This is a genomic window from Streptosporangium longisporum (assembly GCF_039534895.1).
GTDB classification, from domain to species: domain Bacteria; phylum Actinomycetota; class Actinomycetes; order Streptosporangiales; family Streptosporangiaceae; genus Streptosporangium; species Streptosporangium longisporum.
The window spans coordinates 210595-225326 of record NZ_BAAAWD010000002.1 but is presented as its reverse complement, the minus strand read 5'-3'; the positions used below and the strand labels follow the sequence as shown (position 1 = coordinate 225326).

General features: G+C 73.6%; 13 protein-coding genes and 1 pseudogene. 7 read left to right on the top strand and 7 right to left on the bottom strand.

Going from position 1 to position 14732, the window contains the following annotated elements:
• Nucleotides 1–21 precede the first annotated feature (21 nt).
• The 3 genes from ABD832_RS01420 to ABD832_RS01410 all read left to right on the top strand — a co-directional run bounded on the left by ABD832_RS01420 (nucleotide 22) and on the right by ABD832_RS01410 (nucleotide 2498).
• Nucleotides 22–660, top strand: a complete 639-nt coding sequence (locus ABD832_RS01420) for a hypothetical protein (RefSeq protein ID WP_344887116.1) — start codon at nucleotides 22–24, stop codon at nucleotides 658–660.
• A gap of 410 nt (nucleotides 661–1070) precedes the next feature.
• Complete coding sequence (locus tag ABD832_RS01415; RefSeq protein ID WP_344887114.1) at nucleotides 1071–1895, top strand: VOC family protein; 825 nt, start codon at nucleotides 1071–1073, stop codon at nucleotides 1893–1895.
• 120 nt (nucleotides 1896–2015) lie between these two features.
• Nucleotides 2016–2498, top strand: a complete 483-nt coding sequence (locus ABD832_RS01410; protein WP_344887112.1) for a DUF1801 domain-containing protein — start codon at nucleotides 2016–2018, stop codon at nucleotides 2496–2498.
• A 32-nt stretch (nucleotides 2499–2530) separates the two neighbouring features.
• On the opposite strand, the gene ABD832_RS01405 is transcribed toward ABD832_RS01410, so the two are convergent.
• Nucleotides 2531–3784, bottom strand: coding sequence for an MFS transporter (locus tag ABD832_RS01405; protein WP_344887110.1), 1254 nt, complete (start codon nucleotides 3782–3784; stop codon nucleotides 2531–2533).
• A 72-nt stretch (nucleotides 3785–3856) separates the two neighbouring features.
• On the opposite strand from ABD832_RS01405, the gene ABD832_RS01400 reads away from it, so the two are divergent.
• On the top strand, nucleotides 3857–4696 hold the full coding sequence (locus tag ABD832_RS01400; protein ID WP_344887108.1) for a LysR family transcriptional regulator: 840 nt from the start codon (nucleotides 3857–3859) through the stop codon (nucleotides 4694–4696).
• Nucleotides 4697–4776: 80 nt separating this feature from the next.
• On the opposite strand, the gene ABD832_RS01395 is transcribed toward ABD832_RS01400, so the two are convergent.
• On the bottom strand, nucleotides 4777–5385 hold the full coding sequence (locus ABD832_RS01395) for a dihydrofolate reductase family protein (protein ID WP_344887106.1): 609 nt from the start codon (nucleotides 5383–5385) through the stop codon (nucleotides 4777–4779).
• 291 nt (nucleotides 5386–5676) lie between these two features.
• Here ABD832_RS01395 and ABD832_RS01390 point away from each other — a divergent pair, with 291 nt between their 5' ends.
• Nucleotides 5677–8433, top strand: coding sequence for an ATP-binding protein (locus ABD832_RS01390; protein WP_344887104.1), 2757 nt, complete (start codon nucleotides 5677–5679; stop codon nucleotides 8431–8433).
• Nucleotides 8434–8522: 89 nt separating this feature from the next.
• On the opposite strand, the gene ABD832_RS01385 is transcribed toward ABD832_RS01390, so the two are convergent.
• Complete coding sequence (locus ABD832_RS01385) at nucleotides 8523–9455, bottom strand: AraC family transcriptional regulator (RefSeq protein WP_344887102.1); 933 nt, start codon at nucleotides 9453–9455, stop codon at nucleotides 8523–8525.
• Between the two features lie 142 nt (nucleotides 9456–9597).
• Here ABD832_RS01385 and ABD832_RS01380 point away from each other — a divergent pair, with 142 nt between their 5' ends.
• Nucleotides 9598–10446 (top strand): NmrA family NAD(P)-binding protein, encoded by an 849-nt coding sequence (locus tag ABD832_RS01380; protein ID WP_344887100.1) that lies wholly within the window; start codon nucleotides 9598–9600, stop codon nucleotides 10444–10446.
• A gap of 573 nt (nucleotides 10447–11019) precedes the next feature.
• Here ABD832_RS01380 and ABD832_RS01375 read toward each other — a convergent pair.
• From ABD832_RS01375 to ABD832_RS01365, 3 genes and pseudogenes are all read right to left on the bottom strand, one after another.
• On the bottom strand, nucleotides 11020–11373 hold the full coding sequence (locus tag ABD832_RS01375; protein ID WP_344887551.1) for a sensor histidine kinase: 354 nt from the start codon (nucleotides 11371–11373) through the stop codon (nucleotides 11020–11022).
• A gap of 193 nt (nucleotides 11374–11566) precedes the next feature.
• Nucleotides 11567–12226, bottom strand: a pseudogene (locus tag ABD832_RS01370) (HAMP domain-containing protein); the annotation flags it as partial.
• 376 nt (nucleotides 12227–12602) lie between these two features.
• Nucleotides 12603–13277, bottom strand: coding sequence for a response regulator (locus tag ABD832_RS01365; RefSeq protein ID WP_344887098.1), 675 nt, complete (start codon nucleotides 13275–13277; stop codon nucleotides 12603–12605).
• Between the two features lie 221 nt (nucleotides 13278–13498).
• Between ABD832_RS01365 and vanY-N the strand changes: the two genes are divergently transcribed.
• Complete coding sequence (gene vanY-N, locus ABD832_RS01360) at nucleotides 13499–14269, top strand: D,D-peptidase/D,D-carboxypeptidase VanY-N (protein WP_344887096.1); 771 nt, start codon at nucleotides 13499–13501, stop codon at nucleotides 14267–14269.
• 22 nt (nucleotides 14270–14291) lie between these two features.
• Here vanY-N and ABD832_RS01355 read toward each other — a convergent pair whose 3' ends face one another.
• Nucleotides 14292–14663 (bottom strand): DUF4267 domain-containing protein, encoded by a 372-nt coding sequence (locus ABD832_RS01355; RefSeq protein ID WP_344887094.1) that lies wholly within the window; start codon nucleotides 14661–14663, stop codon nucleotides 14292–14294.
• Between the last annotated feature and the right edge of the window lie 69 nt (nucleotides 14664–14732).

The window sequence follows — 14732 nt, the reverse complement described above, 5'->3', positions numbered from 1 at the left end:
GACGTCCCAGGGAGTCTCACCATGTCTCTTGTCCGTGATGCGTTCACCGTCATCAAAGAACACAGACGTACGTTCATCGTCTTCAACGTTGTTTTCTACGGCCTTTTCGTGGCGACTATGATCGTCACCGCCGCCGTGTACCCCGAAGCTCAGGTGTCTGCGGTGAAGGGGGTCCAGGGAGACCTGAACCAGCCAGGACTGGGCTCGGCGGTCGCGGCCGGCTACGACAGCGGAAACATCCTGTGGGCGGCAGGAGTCACCCTCTTCGTGAACTTTTTCATCGGCGCACTTCTGACCACCACGCTGCCATCGCTCATCATCCCGTTTTTCGGAATCGCGTTCACCGTCTACCGGGTCACCCAGTGGGGCATCCTCTTCGTACCCCTCGACGGGAACTACGCCGCCTTCATCCCCCACCTCGTCACCCTCATCGTCGAGGGACAGGCGTACCTCATCGCGGCTTTCGCCGTCTGGATTCACGGCCGCAAATTCCTGCGGCCCGGCCGCTTCAGCCTGCCGACGAGACGGGCGGGGTACAAGGCGGGACTCAAAGACACCCTGCGCCTTTATCCCCTGGTCGTCATGCTTCTCATCATCGGCGCGATCTACGAAGCAATCGAGGTCATCCATCTCATTCCCCTCTTCTCTGAGAGCGCCTGACGGAATGGGCTCGGCCGGGCCTGATCTCTCGCGGTGGCGACGGCGAGAGGGGTGACGACTCGGGTATGACCCGCCGACGGTGGCTGACCGCCCCCATCTGACGCCGGCGGCCGCGGACGGCTGCCGCCCGACGCACCGGCCCGGCGCACGGTGCCCGCGTCCGGTGTGACGAGTCCGGCCGGCAGGTGCAGCAGCGTCATCTTGCACGGTCGTTCTCGCCGACGACGGCGATCCGCGACCGGGCGGAGACGATGATCGAGACGTCGTTCACCGGTGAGCACGACCGGCCGTCCGGCCGGGCACGGGCGAACCGGTCAGGAATCGAGAAGCGCCATCCGGAAGGCCGCGCCTAGCGTTACCTGCATGAACACCACCGTTCGCCCAAGCCTCCTCCCGTACGGGAGCCACGCATGACCCTCACGCTCGACGTCATCACCCTCGGAGTGCCCGAGGTGCGGTCCGCGGGCAGGTTCTACGCCACCGCGCTCTCCTGCGCCGTCACCGGCGACCGTGACGACGGGGACGACAGTGACGCCGGTGATGCCGGGGACGTCGGGGACCCGGTGAACCTCGACCTGCACGGGACCGGGCGGCTCGCCCTGTCCGCAACCGGGAGGCTCGCAGCGGAACCGGCGGCGCCGGGATTCCGCGGTTACCTGCTGACCTACGTCCTCGACCGGCCGGCCGAGGTCAGGGCACTGATGGACGCCGCCGTCCGCGGCGGGGCGGAGGTCCTCAAGCCCGCGAGGAAGGCCCTCTTCGGTTCGTTCTCCGGGGTGTTCCGGGCACCGGACGGCTCCGTCTGGAAGCCGGTGGCGGCCACCGGCAAGGACACCGGTTCCGCGGCGGAGAGGCCGCTGCCGACCGAGACCACGCTCATCCTCGGCGTTTCCGCGCCGAAGGCGTCCAAGGCCTTCTACGAGGCCCTGGGCATGACGGCCGACCGGGACTACGGCAACAAGTACATCGACTTCCACCCTGCCAGGGCCGCGGCCAGGCTGTGCCTGATGGAACGCGGGGTACTGGCGAAGGACGCGGGTATCACCGAAGGCGGGGGCGGTCTCTCGTCGACGGTCCTCACCCACGCGGCCGGGTCCCGCCAGGAGGTCGACGCCCTCCTGGCGTCCGCGGCCGCCGCCGGGGGCCGGATCACCGGCGGTGCCGCGGAGACGGCCGGGGGATACTCCGGCTCCTTCAGCGACCCGGACGGCTTCCTGTGGAAGGTGACGTACTGAGCCCCGCGAGGGCCGTACGCCTGCCCGGATCCGGACCCGGACCCGGGCACGTCCCGTCCCGGACGGACCGTGCGGAAGACGACCACGACCACGACCATCGGCAGAAGGAGCAGCACCTCCATGAGCGCAGCATCGAGAACCGGCCGGAGGAACGAGCGGGACGAGCCCTCGGAGGAGGGGTTGTCCGAGAAGGAGCGCGCCGCCGTCAAGGAGCGCGCGGCAGAGCTGAGGGCGGGCGCGCGCCGCGGCCGGAGCGCGGACAAGGCCGCGGCCGACGAGCGAGACGTGCTCGCGAAGATCGCCGAGATGGCGCCGCAGGACCGCGCGCTGGCCGAGCGCGTGCACGCCGTCGTCACGACCGCCGCTCCGGAGCTGGCGCCGAAGCTGTGGTACGGCCAGCCTGCCTACGCCAGGGCCGGGAAGGTGGTGTGCTTCTTCCGCAGCGGGCAGGTGGACAAGGAGCGCTACTCGTCGTTCGGGTTCACCGTGGAGGCGAATCTCGACGACGACGACGGCATGTGGCCGACGGCCTACGCCCTGACGGAGTTGAGCGAGGCCGGTGAGGCGGCGCTGAGGAGGCTCGTCACGAAGGCCGTGGGGTGAGGTCCCGGTGAGCGTGGGCGATCTCCGGCGCGCTACCTCGAAGTGGGGTTCCTGACGCTCACCTGCCGGGTCCGGCCGGGTGCCCCTGATGAGGACGGCGGAGACGGCGCGGCGGGTGACCGGCGCGAGAGCAGGTATCCCGTCAGGGCGGCGAGCAGGCCGATCAGGCCGGCGGCCACGAAGCCGCTCGCCGGAACGGAGGCGTCGATCGCCGTTCCCACGACCGGGGCGCCGAGCGCGAACCCCGCGCTCGCCGCCGAGGACTGCAGGCCGGTCGCCTCACCTCGCGCACCGGCCGGCGCCAGCCGGCTCACCTCGCCGGAGACCATGGAAAGGGTCGGGGCGGTGAGCAGCCCGGCACCGACGACGGCCGCGCACAGCCAGGGCCAGTCATGGGCGAGCCCGGCCGGAATCGTCACCAGCCCGAGCAGGCCGAGCAGCAGCCAGGTGGGCATCGGCCAGGGCAGCGCCCCGTACACCAGGCCGCCCACGACGGACGTCACCCCGAACACGGCGACGACCAGGGCCGCCCACGAGACCTGACCGGCCTCCCGGAGGGTGGCGACGATGGCCAGGTCGATGCCGCTGAGCAGCATCGCGACGCCGAACCCCATCGTCAGGACGGCGACCATGGGCGCTCGCAGCCACTCCCGGCGCCGGGGCCGGCCTGCCGCCTGGACACCCGCCTCACCGCCCGCCCCGGCCTCGTCCTCGGCCCGCAGCGGCGGGTCGAGCAGGGCGATCCCCGCCCCACCGGCGACGATCGCGGCGCCCACCCCCCAGGCCACCACGCCGGGGGAGACCTGCGCCGCGCACAGGATCACCAGCGTCGGCCCCACGATGTACGACACCTCGCCCGTCACCGACTCCAGCGCGAACGCCGCCCGCCGCTGTTCCTCCGTCGTCATCGCGGCGATCGCCTGCCTGGTGACCGCCTGGATCGGCACCATCAGCAGACCGGCGGCGAAGGAGGCGCCCAGCAGGGCCACGTACGGCAGCACGGGGACGGTCAGCCAGAACACGAACTGCGGCACGACCGTGGCCGACAGCACGGTACGCAGGCCCCGCCGGTCGATCATCCGGCCCAGCAGCGGCCCGCCCAGCGCGACACCGGCGGTGAGCGCCGCCACCACGGCTCCCGCCGCCGCGTAACTCATGTCGAGGGCGAGCACGACGTACATCGTCAACGCCATCGCGTCCGCCGTGATCGCGGCACGGGCGAGCAGCGAGACGGCCAGCAGTGGCGTCATCCCCGGCACCGCGAGCACCCGCCGAAATTCGATCACCGGTGTGACGCTAGGACACCGGGGAGGCCATAGGAAGTCGTCAATTCGTTGGACGGGACATAATGAACGCTTATGGCCCGTGATCTCGACATCGCGCTGCTGCGGTCGTTCGTCACCGCCGTGCGGGCGGGCAGCATCAGCCGTGCGGCGACGGCGCTCGGCCGCACCCAGCCCGCGCTCAGCCAGCAGTTGCGCAGGCTGGAGAGGGACGTGGGCAGTCCGCTGCTGCACCGGGCGCCGTCCGGTGTCTCGCCGACCCGGGCGGGCGAGGAACTACTGCCCTACGCCGAGCGGATTCTCGCGCTGTCGGCCCAGGCGCTCGCCGGGACGGGGCGTGCGCTCACCGGGCGCTGCGGGGTGGGACTCCTCGAGGACCTCGCCGCCTCCCGTCTGTCCCAGGTGCTCGCCGACCTCGCGCGGCCGCACCCCGAGGCGAGGCTGGAGGTGCTCAGCCTCTCCGGTTCGGCGATGCGGGAGGCCTACGACACGGGCCGTGTCCAGCTCGTGCTCGACGAGGTCCCGCATCTTCCCTGGCCATCGCGCTGGACGGTGCGTCTGCCGCTGGTCTGGGCGGTCGGGCAGGGAGTCGACACCGGCGCCGATCCGCTGCCGGTGGTGCTGTTCTCGAACACGTGCGCCTGGCGGACGTCGGTGCTGGAGACGATGGAGGCCACGGGGCGCCGCTGGCGGGTGGCGTTCGAGAGCAACAGTCTCGCCGGGGTGCTCGCCGCGCTGCGGGCCGGGCTCGGTGTCGCGGCGCTCCTGCCCGCCAACCTCGAACCGGCCATGGCCTGCCACGACGCCGCGTTGCCCGCCCTGCCGGACGTCGAGCTGGGTCTCACCCGCCACCCGGCCACCGAGGGCGACGCGCTCGTCGACGCCGTGGAGACCGCGCTGCGGCGGATGATCTGAGCCGCACCCCTGCCCGCCTGCCTTGCCGGCCGCCCGGGGGAAGGTCCCGGTCGTCCCGGGGTGCCGCGGGCGTGAGGTGATCACCGTGCGCGCAGGTCGTAGCTCATGTGGGTGACCCGGTCGCTCTGCACGACGCGGGGGTCGTCCAGAAGGGTGGTCGGGATCTTGTGCTCGCCGAAGAACCGGATCCCGTCGCCGAACAGGACGGGGACGACGTACATGTCGATCCGGTCCACCAGCCCGGCGCAGACCGCCTGCCCGCCGAGGTCACCGGCGGGTACGGAGACGTCGCGGTGGCCGGCCGCCTGCCTGGCGCGGGCCACGGCCTCCTCCAGGCCGGTGATGAAATGGAAGGGGGCGCCGGGGTGGCGGTCCGGCCAGTCGCCGGGGGAGCGGTGGGTGACGACGAAGACGTGGTCGCCCACGGCGGGCCTGCCGCCCCAGCCGTCGGTGAGGTCGAACAGGCGGCGTCCCATGAGGGTGGCGCCGATGTTCGCCCAGGTGTCGCGGAGGAGGTCGGCGCTGGCGGCGGCCGGCCGGTAGCCGTCCTTCGGGCGGTACCGGTGCGGGGCGACCGGCAGTTCCCGCGGGCCGTTGAAGTACCAGTCGAACAGTGGTCCCACTCCGTCGTTGCGGTCGGCGATGAAACCGTCCGCGGACACGGTCGCTCCGATGATCACCTTGCTCATGTGCCTTCTCCTGTGTCTGCTCGGTCGTGGGGCGGCCGGAGTCCTGGGCCGGCAGGGCCGGCGCGCGTCGCGGGGGTGGCGGGGGTGGCTACGCTGCCATCGCCGGCCTGTCGGGGGTGCGGCTTGAGATCTGGTACGGGTGGTCGGTGAGGGAGGCCGGACGGTGCCCTGTAAGAGGCTTTCCGGGGGATGCGGGTGTCGCCGGGGGAGAGATGGTGCTCGCTTCCAGCATGGGGCGGAGGAGGCCGGCGGGCACCCGTACCGGCCACGTGCTCACCACCTGGGGACCACGTGAGCGGCCCCGAGGTCTCGGCGCGGGAGGCCGAGGTGCTGGCGGCACTCGGCGCCGGGATGTCCAACGCGCAGATCGCCCGGCGGATGCACATCTCGGTCCGTACGGTGGAGGGGCACGTCTCGTCGCTGCTGCGCACGTACGGGGTGACCGGCCGGGCGGCGCTGGCCGCGCGGGCCCCGGCCGCCGATGAGGCGGTCACGCCACCCGGGACGGTCGTCGGGCTGCCGCGCTCGCGTACCCGCTTCGTGGGCCGGCGGGACGACCTGGACGCCGTGCTGACGCGCCTGGCAGGCGGGGGACAGGTGACGCTGACCGGGCCGGGCGGGGTGGGCAAGACCCGGCTCGCCTCGGTGGCCGCGGAGGCGGCGGCCTCGCGGTACCGGTACGCCGCGGCGTTCGTCGATCTGGTGCCGGTGCGGGACGGCCTGGTCGGGCAGGCGGTCGCCGCGGTGCTGGGCGTGTCCGAGCATGCCGGGCAGCCGGTGGAGCAGGCCGTGCTGGCCCGGTTGCGGCGCGGCCCGTCGCTGCTGGTGCTGGACAACTGCGAGCACCTGCCCGATGCGGTGGCCGAGTTCGCCGAGCAGGTCCTGGCCACGTGCCCCACCACGATCCTGGCCACCAGCAGGGAGCGGCTCGGCATTCCCGGCGAGCGGGTGCAGCCGGTCGCGCCGCTGCCGCTCGGCTCCGACGCCGAGGAGCTGTTCCGGGACCGCGCCGAGCTGGCACACCCCGGCCACCGGCTCGATGCGGCGGCGGTGACGGAGCTGTGCTCCCGGCTGGACGGGCTGCCGCTGGCGATCGAGCTGGCCGCCGCCCGGAGCCCTTCGCTGGGCGCGGCCGGGCTGCTCAGCGGCCTGGATGATCATCTGCGGCTGCTGGTGGGCGGTCGTGGCCCGGTGGTGAGGCATCGCTCGGTGCGGGCGGTGATCGGCTGGAGTCACGACCTGCTGGACGAGGACGAGCGGGCCGCCTTCCGGCGGATGAGCGTGTTCACCGGCGACTTCGACGTACCGGCGGCCGCCGCCGTCACCGGCCTGCCGGTGGCCCGCGCGGCCGACCTGCTGGGCCGGCTCGTCGACAAGAGCCTGGTGCGGCGCCGCGACGGTGGCTGGCACCTGCTGGAGACGATCCGCGCGTTCGCCGCCGAGCAGCTCGGGGGTGATCCCGAGCGGGACGCGGTGCGGCGGCGCCTCCTGAACTGGGCCGCCGACACCGCGGCCGGCCTCGCCGACCGGCTGGACGAGGACCGGCAGGGCGAGGATCGGCTGGACCAGGACCGGCTGGGCGAGGACCGGCAGGACCAGGACCGGCGGGGCGAGGACTGGCGGGGCGACTTCGACCGCGTGGCCGGCGACCTGCGCGCCGCCGCGGCGATGACGCCCGAGGGCCCGGACGCCTCGACGCATCGGCTTCTTCGCCTGCTGGCCCGGCTCACCTTCGCGCGGGGATTCCTGCGGGCCTCCGCCGACGCGCACGAGTGCGCCGCACGGTACGCGCCGACGCCGTCGCAGGCGAGCCGCGACCTCGGCCACGCGGCCGAGGGCGCGCAGGTCATCAACGATTCGGACCGGGCCTGCGAGCTGTGGCTGGCCGCGGCCGAGCGGGCCCGCACGGCGGGAGACGGCAACGGGCACGCCGTCGCGCTGGCCCGGGTCGTCGAGATGGCCGGCCGGTTCCCGGTCACCTTCCGCAGCCCGATCTCGTACGAGCGGCGCCTCGAGCTCCTGGAGGAGGCGACGGCGGCGGGGGACCACGGCGATCCGGTCGTCGCGGCCCGGCTGGCCTGCGCGGCCGCCTGGACGGCCGGCCCGGCGGTGCTGCGGCCCGATCCGGTCCTGGCCGCGGCCGCCGTCGAGGCGGCGCGCGCCACCGGCGACCCGGTCCTGACCAGTGCCGCCCTGGACGCCGTACGCACCGTCGCCCTCAACGAGGGCCGCGCCCGCGACGGGCACCGGATCGCCGCCGAGCGCCTGGCGTTGCTGTCCGGGCTGGACCCCTGCAGTCCCGCGTACGTCGCCGAGATCGACGACGCCCAGGCGCTGGCCTGCCTGGACGCGGTGGCCGCGGGCGACCTGCCGGCCGCCCGCGCGGTGCCGATCCCGGACGGACGGCCGTCCGGCGGCACCGAGCCGTACGGCGACAGCGCGTACCTGGCCGTCAGCAAGACCATCCCGGCGGTCGTGCTCGGCGGCGACCTCGACGAGGCCGTCCACCTCGCCGGCGTCATGTGGGACGGCTGGCGGCGCGCCGGACGTCCACGGGTGTTCTGGATGCAGGTCACCATGCCGTTCGTGGTGCTCGCCCACGGCCTGCGCGAGGACCGGGACGGCCTGGCGCGGTGGCGGGCTCGCGCCGCGGAGAACGACGCGCTCCACCGGGGCGGTTCCTTCCAGGCCCGGCTGGCCCCGTTGTCCACGTTCGTCGAGGCGAGGATCGCGCTGCACCTCGGCGAGCTCGACCGGGCGGCGGAGCTGGCCGAGCGCGCCCGGCACCATCACCCGCCCGCCCGCTACGTGCCGTTCGCGCGTGCCGCGGCCGCCGAGCTGGCGGTGGCCGCCGGGCTGTCGCGCGCGGGCGCGGACCTGGCCGCGGCCGTCGCGGACACCGGCGACAACGACTGGGCGGCGGCCACCGCGCTGCGGGCCACCGGCCGCCACGACGGGGACCCTGACGCGCTGGCCCGCGCGGCCGGGCTGTGGGACCGGATGGGCGCCCGCTTCGAGCACGCCTGCACGGTGAGGCTCCTCACCTGAGCCTTCCGTCCGTGACCGTCACGCGATGTCCGCACCCTTGCCCGGAGGCCGGTCCGCGTGACGGGCGCCGGTGACCGTGGCCGCGCGCCTCACCTGCCCGTCCGGTGGCGGCTGGGGGACACGCCGCGTACCCGTTTGAAGGCCACGCTCAGCGCGAAGGCGTTGGCGTAGCCGACGTGGCGGGCGACCGAGTCGATCGTGGTGTCGGAGGAGCGCAGCAGGTCGGCGGCGAGCGCCATCCGCCAGCCGACGAGGTACGCCATGGGGGGTTCCCCCACGAGGGTGGTGAACCGGCGCGCGAAGGCCGCGCGTGAGGCGCCGACCTTCTGCGCCAGCGAGGCCACCGTCCACGGGCGGGCCGGGTCGTCGTGGATCAGCCGCAGCGCCGGGCCGATCAGCGGATCGCTCTGCGCGCGGTACCAGCCGGGTGCCTGAGCCTCGGGGCGGGCGAACCAGGCGCGCAGGGTCGCGAGCAGCGCCAGATCCAGGAGCCGGTCGAGGACGACCTGCTGGCCGGGCCCTTCGTTGTCGACCTCCCGGGCGAGCAGTTCCATGATCGGGGACTGCTCGCCCGACCGCGGCACGAGCACGACCTGCGGCAGGGCGTTCAGGAGCCGCTCGCTCACGTCCCCGGTGACCTGGTAGGTCCCGCTGGCCACGATCGCCGACCCGTCGGGGCCGTACCCGCTCGTGCGCGGTCCGAGCCGCATCCTCTCGGTGATGTCGACGCCGTCCATGGTGGTCAGCCGGTTGCCCGGGTGGACGACGATCTCCGGAGGGGTCGCCGGGTCGTCGCTGATCGTGTACGGCTCCGGGCCCTTGACGATGGCCACGTCCCCGGTGCGCATCGGCACCGGCTCACCGTCGCCGAGCATGATCCAGGCGTGCCCGCGCAGCGTGGTGGCCAGGGCGAGCGGGGCGCCGTCGGAGATCCGCAGCGACCACGGTGGTTCCAAGATCGCCTGGCAGAACGCCGCACTTCGGGCACGAACACCGTCGAGCAGGTCAGCGAGCGGATCCACGGTTCCAGTGTAGACGGACAGAAATGGAAGTGAGCGTACGGAATATGGATCGTCTCTCCCGGTGCCTGTTCACTGGGAGTGACCCACCCGACGACCCACCTCGACGACCCACCGGAGGCATCCGATGTACGCGATCACAGGAGTGACAGGCCACGTAGGCGGGGCGGCGGCCCGGGACCTCCTCGCCAGGGGGGAACCGGTGCGGGCCGTGGTCCGCGACGCGGCCAGGGGCGCGGGCTGGACCGCGGCCGGAGCCGAGCTCTTCGTCGCCGATCTCGGTGACAGGGCGGCGCTGGCGGAGGCGTTCCGCGGCTGCCGCGGGGTGTTCGTCCTGCTGCCGACGGATCCGGTGGCGGCCGACCCCGACGCCTACCACCGCGGGCTGGCCGACTCGATCGCCGGGGCCGTCCTGGACGGCGGTGTCCCGCACGTGGTGATGCTGTCCTCGATCGGGGCCGAGCTGGCCGAGGGCACCGGCCCCATCCGCTGGCTCCACCACATGGAGAACCGGCTGCGCGAGACGGGCGTGCCCCTGACCGCGGTTCGCGCGTCGCACTTCCAGGAGAAGGTCGAAACGGTGCTCGACGCCGCTCTCGGGGCCGGCGTCTACCCGGTCTTCGGCGCGTCGGCCGACGTGCCCGTCCCGATGATCGCGACGCGCGACATCGGCGGGGTGGTCGCCGACTCCCTCACGACGCCCGCCCCGGCCGGCGAGATCGTCGACCTGGACGGCCCCGAGTACTCGGAACGGCAGGTGGCCGAGGAACTGGCGGCCGTTCTCGGCAAGCCGCTCACGGTGGTGACCGTCCCGCGGCCCGCGTGGGTCACCACGATGGTGGAGGCGGGCGTTCCGCTCCCGCTCGCCGAGGAACTGACCGGCCTGTACGACGCCGAGCAGCGAGGCGTCCTGCGGCCCGGGGGCGGCAGGCGGCACACGTGTGCGACCGAGCTCGGCGAGACGCTGCGCCACCTGGTGAAGAGCATCTCCTGAGGCGGGCCGCAGGTCCGCCGGGGCATCGGCGGACACCGCCCGCACCGCCCGCACGGCCGGGAGCGCGGAAGGCGGGGGACCGCCGTCACCCCGGGCAGCTCCGGGGACCGACGCTCTGCCCGGCACCGACGACCGTGACGCGGGAGGGGCTCTCGGGCGCCGTGGCGGCGGCCGTGCACACGATCTGGTCGACGGCCGGTGCGGACAGCTCACCGGCCGGAGTGGACAGGGTGATCACCACGTGGCCCGCGGACCTGCCGGTCACCGAGAACGGGCCGGCCTCGGGCGGAACCTCGCTGGTGAGCCCGTGCGCCTGCTCCCTCGCGGTGGGACCGGCCGCCAGCAGCGCGAGCGTGTCCGCCTCGAACAGCGGGCGGCCACCGGGACGGGGCCGCGTCACCGCGGTGAGCCGGCCGTCCTTCACCAGGTAGAGGGTGATCGTCGTGGCCGGTACGACGCCTCCGCTCGGCGGGCCGCCGACGGGGATGACGTCGCTGGGCTGCACGCCGCAGCCGGTCACGAGGGCGAGCGACACGAGGCCTGCGGCGAGCACGCGGCGGGCGGGCCCGTTCCTCACTCGGGGCCCCCGTCCGGGTCGGACTCCGGTCCGGGTGCCCGGCGTGGCAGGCTCAGCGTGAAGACGGCGCCGCCGTCCGGGGCGTTGGCGACGGTGAGGTCGCCCCGGTGCAGGCGCGCGTTCTCCCGCGCGATGGCCAGGCCCAGGCCGCTGCCCTCGGACCTGGCCCTGGCCGCGCCGGCCTTGTAGAACCGGTCGAACACGTGCGGCAGCACCGCCTCGTCCAGCCCCGGTCCGTGGTCGCGGACCTCCAGGACGATCCGGTGCGGGCCGGCGGAGAGCCGTACCGACACCGGTGGCTCGCCGTGCCGCAGGGCGTTGCCGACCAGGTTCGCGAGGACGACGTCCACCCGGCGCGGGTCCAGCCGTGCCGTCACCGCGGGGGGGGAGCTCGGCGTGCACCTGCTCCGACCAGCCCCGCACCCGCAGGGTCGAGCGCACCAGCTCGGCCACGTCGACCTCGTTCGGCACGAGGGCCGCGACGCCGGAGTCGAACCTGCTGATCTCGATGAGGTCGTTCACCAGCGCGGTGAGGTTGAGCGTCTCCTGGCTGACCAGCCTGGCGGCCCTGCCGGCGGGCTCGGGCAGACCGGCCGCCTCCTCGTCGAGGACGTCGGCGACCGCGGTGAGCGCGGCCAGCGGGGTGCGCAGCTCGTGGGACACGTCGGCCACGAACCGGCGGGCGTCGGCCTCCATCTCGCGCAGCTGCGTGACGTGCCGTTCCAGCTCCGCGGCGGTGTGGTTGAACGTGCGTGCCACCTCGGCCAGCTCGTCGGAGCCGCGGACCACGATCCTGGTCCGCAGCTCGCCCTCGCCCAGCAGGCGTGCCGCCCGGCCGAGCTCGCGCACCGGGCCCAGCACGCTCCGGGTGGCCAGCAGCGCGAGGACGACCGCGAACCCCAGGGCCGCCCCGCCGATGAGCCAGGCGCGGGCGGCGAGCTGGTCGATGCTGCGCTGTTCGGCGAGCAGGCTGCGCGCGGCGTAGACCTCGATACCCGACACCCGCGCCGTGCCGTCCGGCTCGGTGATCAGCAACGGCGTGCCGATGATCAGCCAGGGCACGCCCTGCGGCACCACGCGTTGCCACGCGGTCTCGCCGCCGGCCACCGTCCGCCGCAACTCCGGGGAGACCACCCCGAGATCCGTGGTCAGTACCCTCCCGCCCGACCTTCCGGGCTCCGGCGGGGCCTGCGGGAGCGGCATCCTCCCGTCCGGCCTGCCGGGCTCCGCCGGAGCCAGCACCCTCCGGCCCGGCCTTCCGGGCCCCGGCGGGGCGACCGGCGAGTGCATCCCGCCGTAGACGGCGATCGCGTACTCCACGCTGTCCTGGTCGGGCACGGCGGCGGCGATGTCGCCGAGCTCGGCCGGGCCCGGCGTCGCGCTCCGCAACGGGTAGAGCGCCTGCAGGCGGCTCCTGACCGCCTGGACCGTGGAGTCCTGGGTCCGCTGCAGGATGTCGTTGCGGGCCTGGATGTAGATCCCTCCGGCCACCGCCGCCACGGTGACCACGCACAGCAGCATGAACGCGAACAGCAGCCGGGCGCGCAGCCCCGGGTTCGGCCAGGATGCCACCGGAGGATCACACCGGCCCGAACCGGTACCCGAAGCCCCGTACCGTCTGCACGTAGACGGGCGCCGCCGAGTCGTCCTCGATCTTCGCGCGCAACCGCTGCACGCACGCGTCCACCAGCCGCGAGTCGCCGAAGTACCCGTGCTCCCAGACCGACTCCAGCAGCTGCTGGCGGCTGTGCACCCGGCCCGGCGTGCCGGAGAGCTCCAGCAGCAGGCGCAGCTCGGTCGGGGCGAGGCCGACCGGCACGCCGCGGCTGGAGACCGTCAGCCCGGCCCGGTCGATGATCAGGTCCCCGTGCCGCTCCAGCTCCGCCTGGTCCCGGCCGATCCGCCGCAGCACCGCGCGGATGCGCGCCTCCAGCACCCTGGGCTGCACCGGCTTGACCACGTAGTCGTCGGCGCCCGCCTCCAGCCCGGCCACCACGTCCATGTCGTCGCCGCGCGCGGTCACCATGATGATCGGCACGTCCCCGGCGGCCCGGATGCGGCGGCAGACCTCGAACCCGTCCATGCCGGGCAGCATCAGGTCGAGCACGACGACGTCGGGAAGGTCCGCGCGCAGCCGCTCCAGCCCCTGCTCGCCGGACTCCACCGCGCGCACCCGGTGCCCGTGCCGGGTCAGGGCCAGCTCCAGGCCCTCCCGCACGGCGGGGTCATCCTCGATCAACAACACTCGTGACACGCCACCGAGTATCAACAGCACGCTCCGTACCTCGCCGCCGGCCGACTCCATCCACTGTCGACCGGCCGTGTCCCCGCCCCGTCCGCGCCGTGTCATGGTCGTGTCACGGTCGCGCCGGCGATCCACCGGCGATCACCGGCGATCCACCGGGTGGCCGCCGTCGGGAAACGGTGACATGCGGCGGACAACGCACGCACATTCGATGCCAATCGTAGTTCGTCATGGACGAATCACGCACGATCCCACCCCGGCCCCGTGACCGGCTTTACGCCGTGGTGACGCTGGTGCTCGCCGTGCTCCTGCTGCCCGTGGCGTTCGCCCGGCATCCAGGCCGGGCCCTGGAGGTGGCCTGCCGCTGGGCGTTGCGGACGCGATTTCCCGCCGAGGACCTGACCGGGCTCACCGACGGTGCCCTGACGGCGTTCACCGCGGCGCGTACCCGGGCGCTCTGGCGTCACGGCCAGCTGATCGGCCTCACCTCGGGATACCGCGATCCCCTCCTCCAGCAGCGGATGTTCGACGAGGAGGTGCGCCGCTCCGGCTCCCCGGCCTCGGCACGCATGCTCGTGCTGCCACCGGCGGAATCCGGCCACGTCAAGGGCATCGCGCTGGATGTACGCCCCCACGAGGGCGCCCGCTGGCTCGAGGAACACGGCGCCCGCCACGACCTGTACCGCATGTACGACAACGAGTGGTGGCACTTCGAGTACCGCCCGGAATGCGGCGGGGTGCCGCCGCGACGGCTGCCTCACCCCGGCGTGGGTCGCGCGGGCGGGGTCGGCGAGGGCGGGGCCCGGATCGAGCCCTGGCCCGGTTTTCCCCACGGGGGCGATCCGGGGGAGGTGACGGGCCGGTACCCGGGAGCCGGGCCGATGATCCGGCCGGCGCACCGAAGGGCCCGGCCCGGGCGTCCGGAAGCGGTGGCGGCCGGGCCGCGGGCCCGTCCCGCCGCCCAGGTCACCGACCACGGCCGACACGCCGAACACGGCTGACCCGGTCACGGGTCCTCGAGCCTCAGACGGCGAACAGGAGGGCGGCGTCGACGAGCACGATCACGGCCGTGGCGAAGTGGATGCCGAACGCGACCGCCCTGGTGCCGCCGTGGCGCAGGACGATGACGGTGTCGCCGAGAGGGACGAGGGCGACGACGAGCATGAACCAGGCCTCGGCGCGGGCACCCGCGAAGGCGAGCAGGACGAGGCCGAGGACGCCGTAGGCGAGGTCGCGCAGGCCTTTGACGGCCAGGTAGGCGGCGTCGCCGTCCTTCCTGGCGGGGACGCCGTAACCGGCGGCCGAGGCGTGGGGCGCCAGGAGGAACCGCAGGCCGATGAAGATGATGAACAGGTTCAGCAGGACGGCCAGGCCGTAGGCGACGGGGGTGAGCATGATCTTTCCTTTTGCTAGCAGCGCTAGAATCTAGAGCGAAACTAACATATCAATGACAGGAAAACCAGC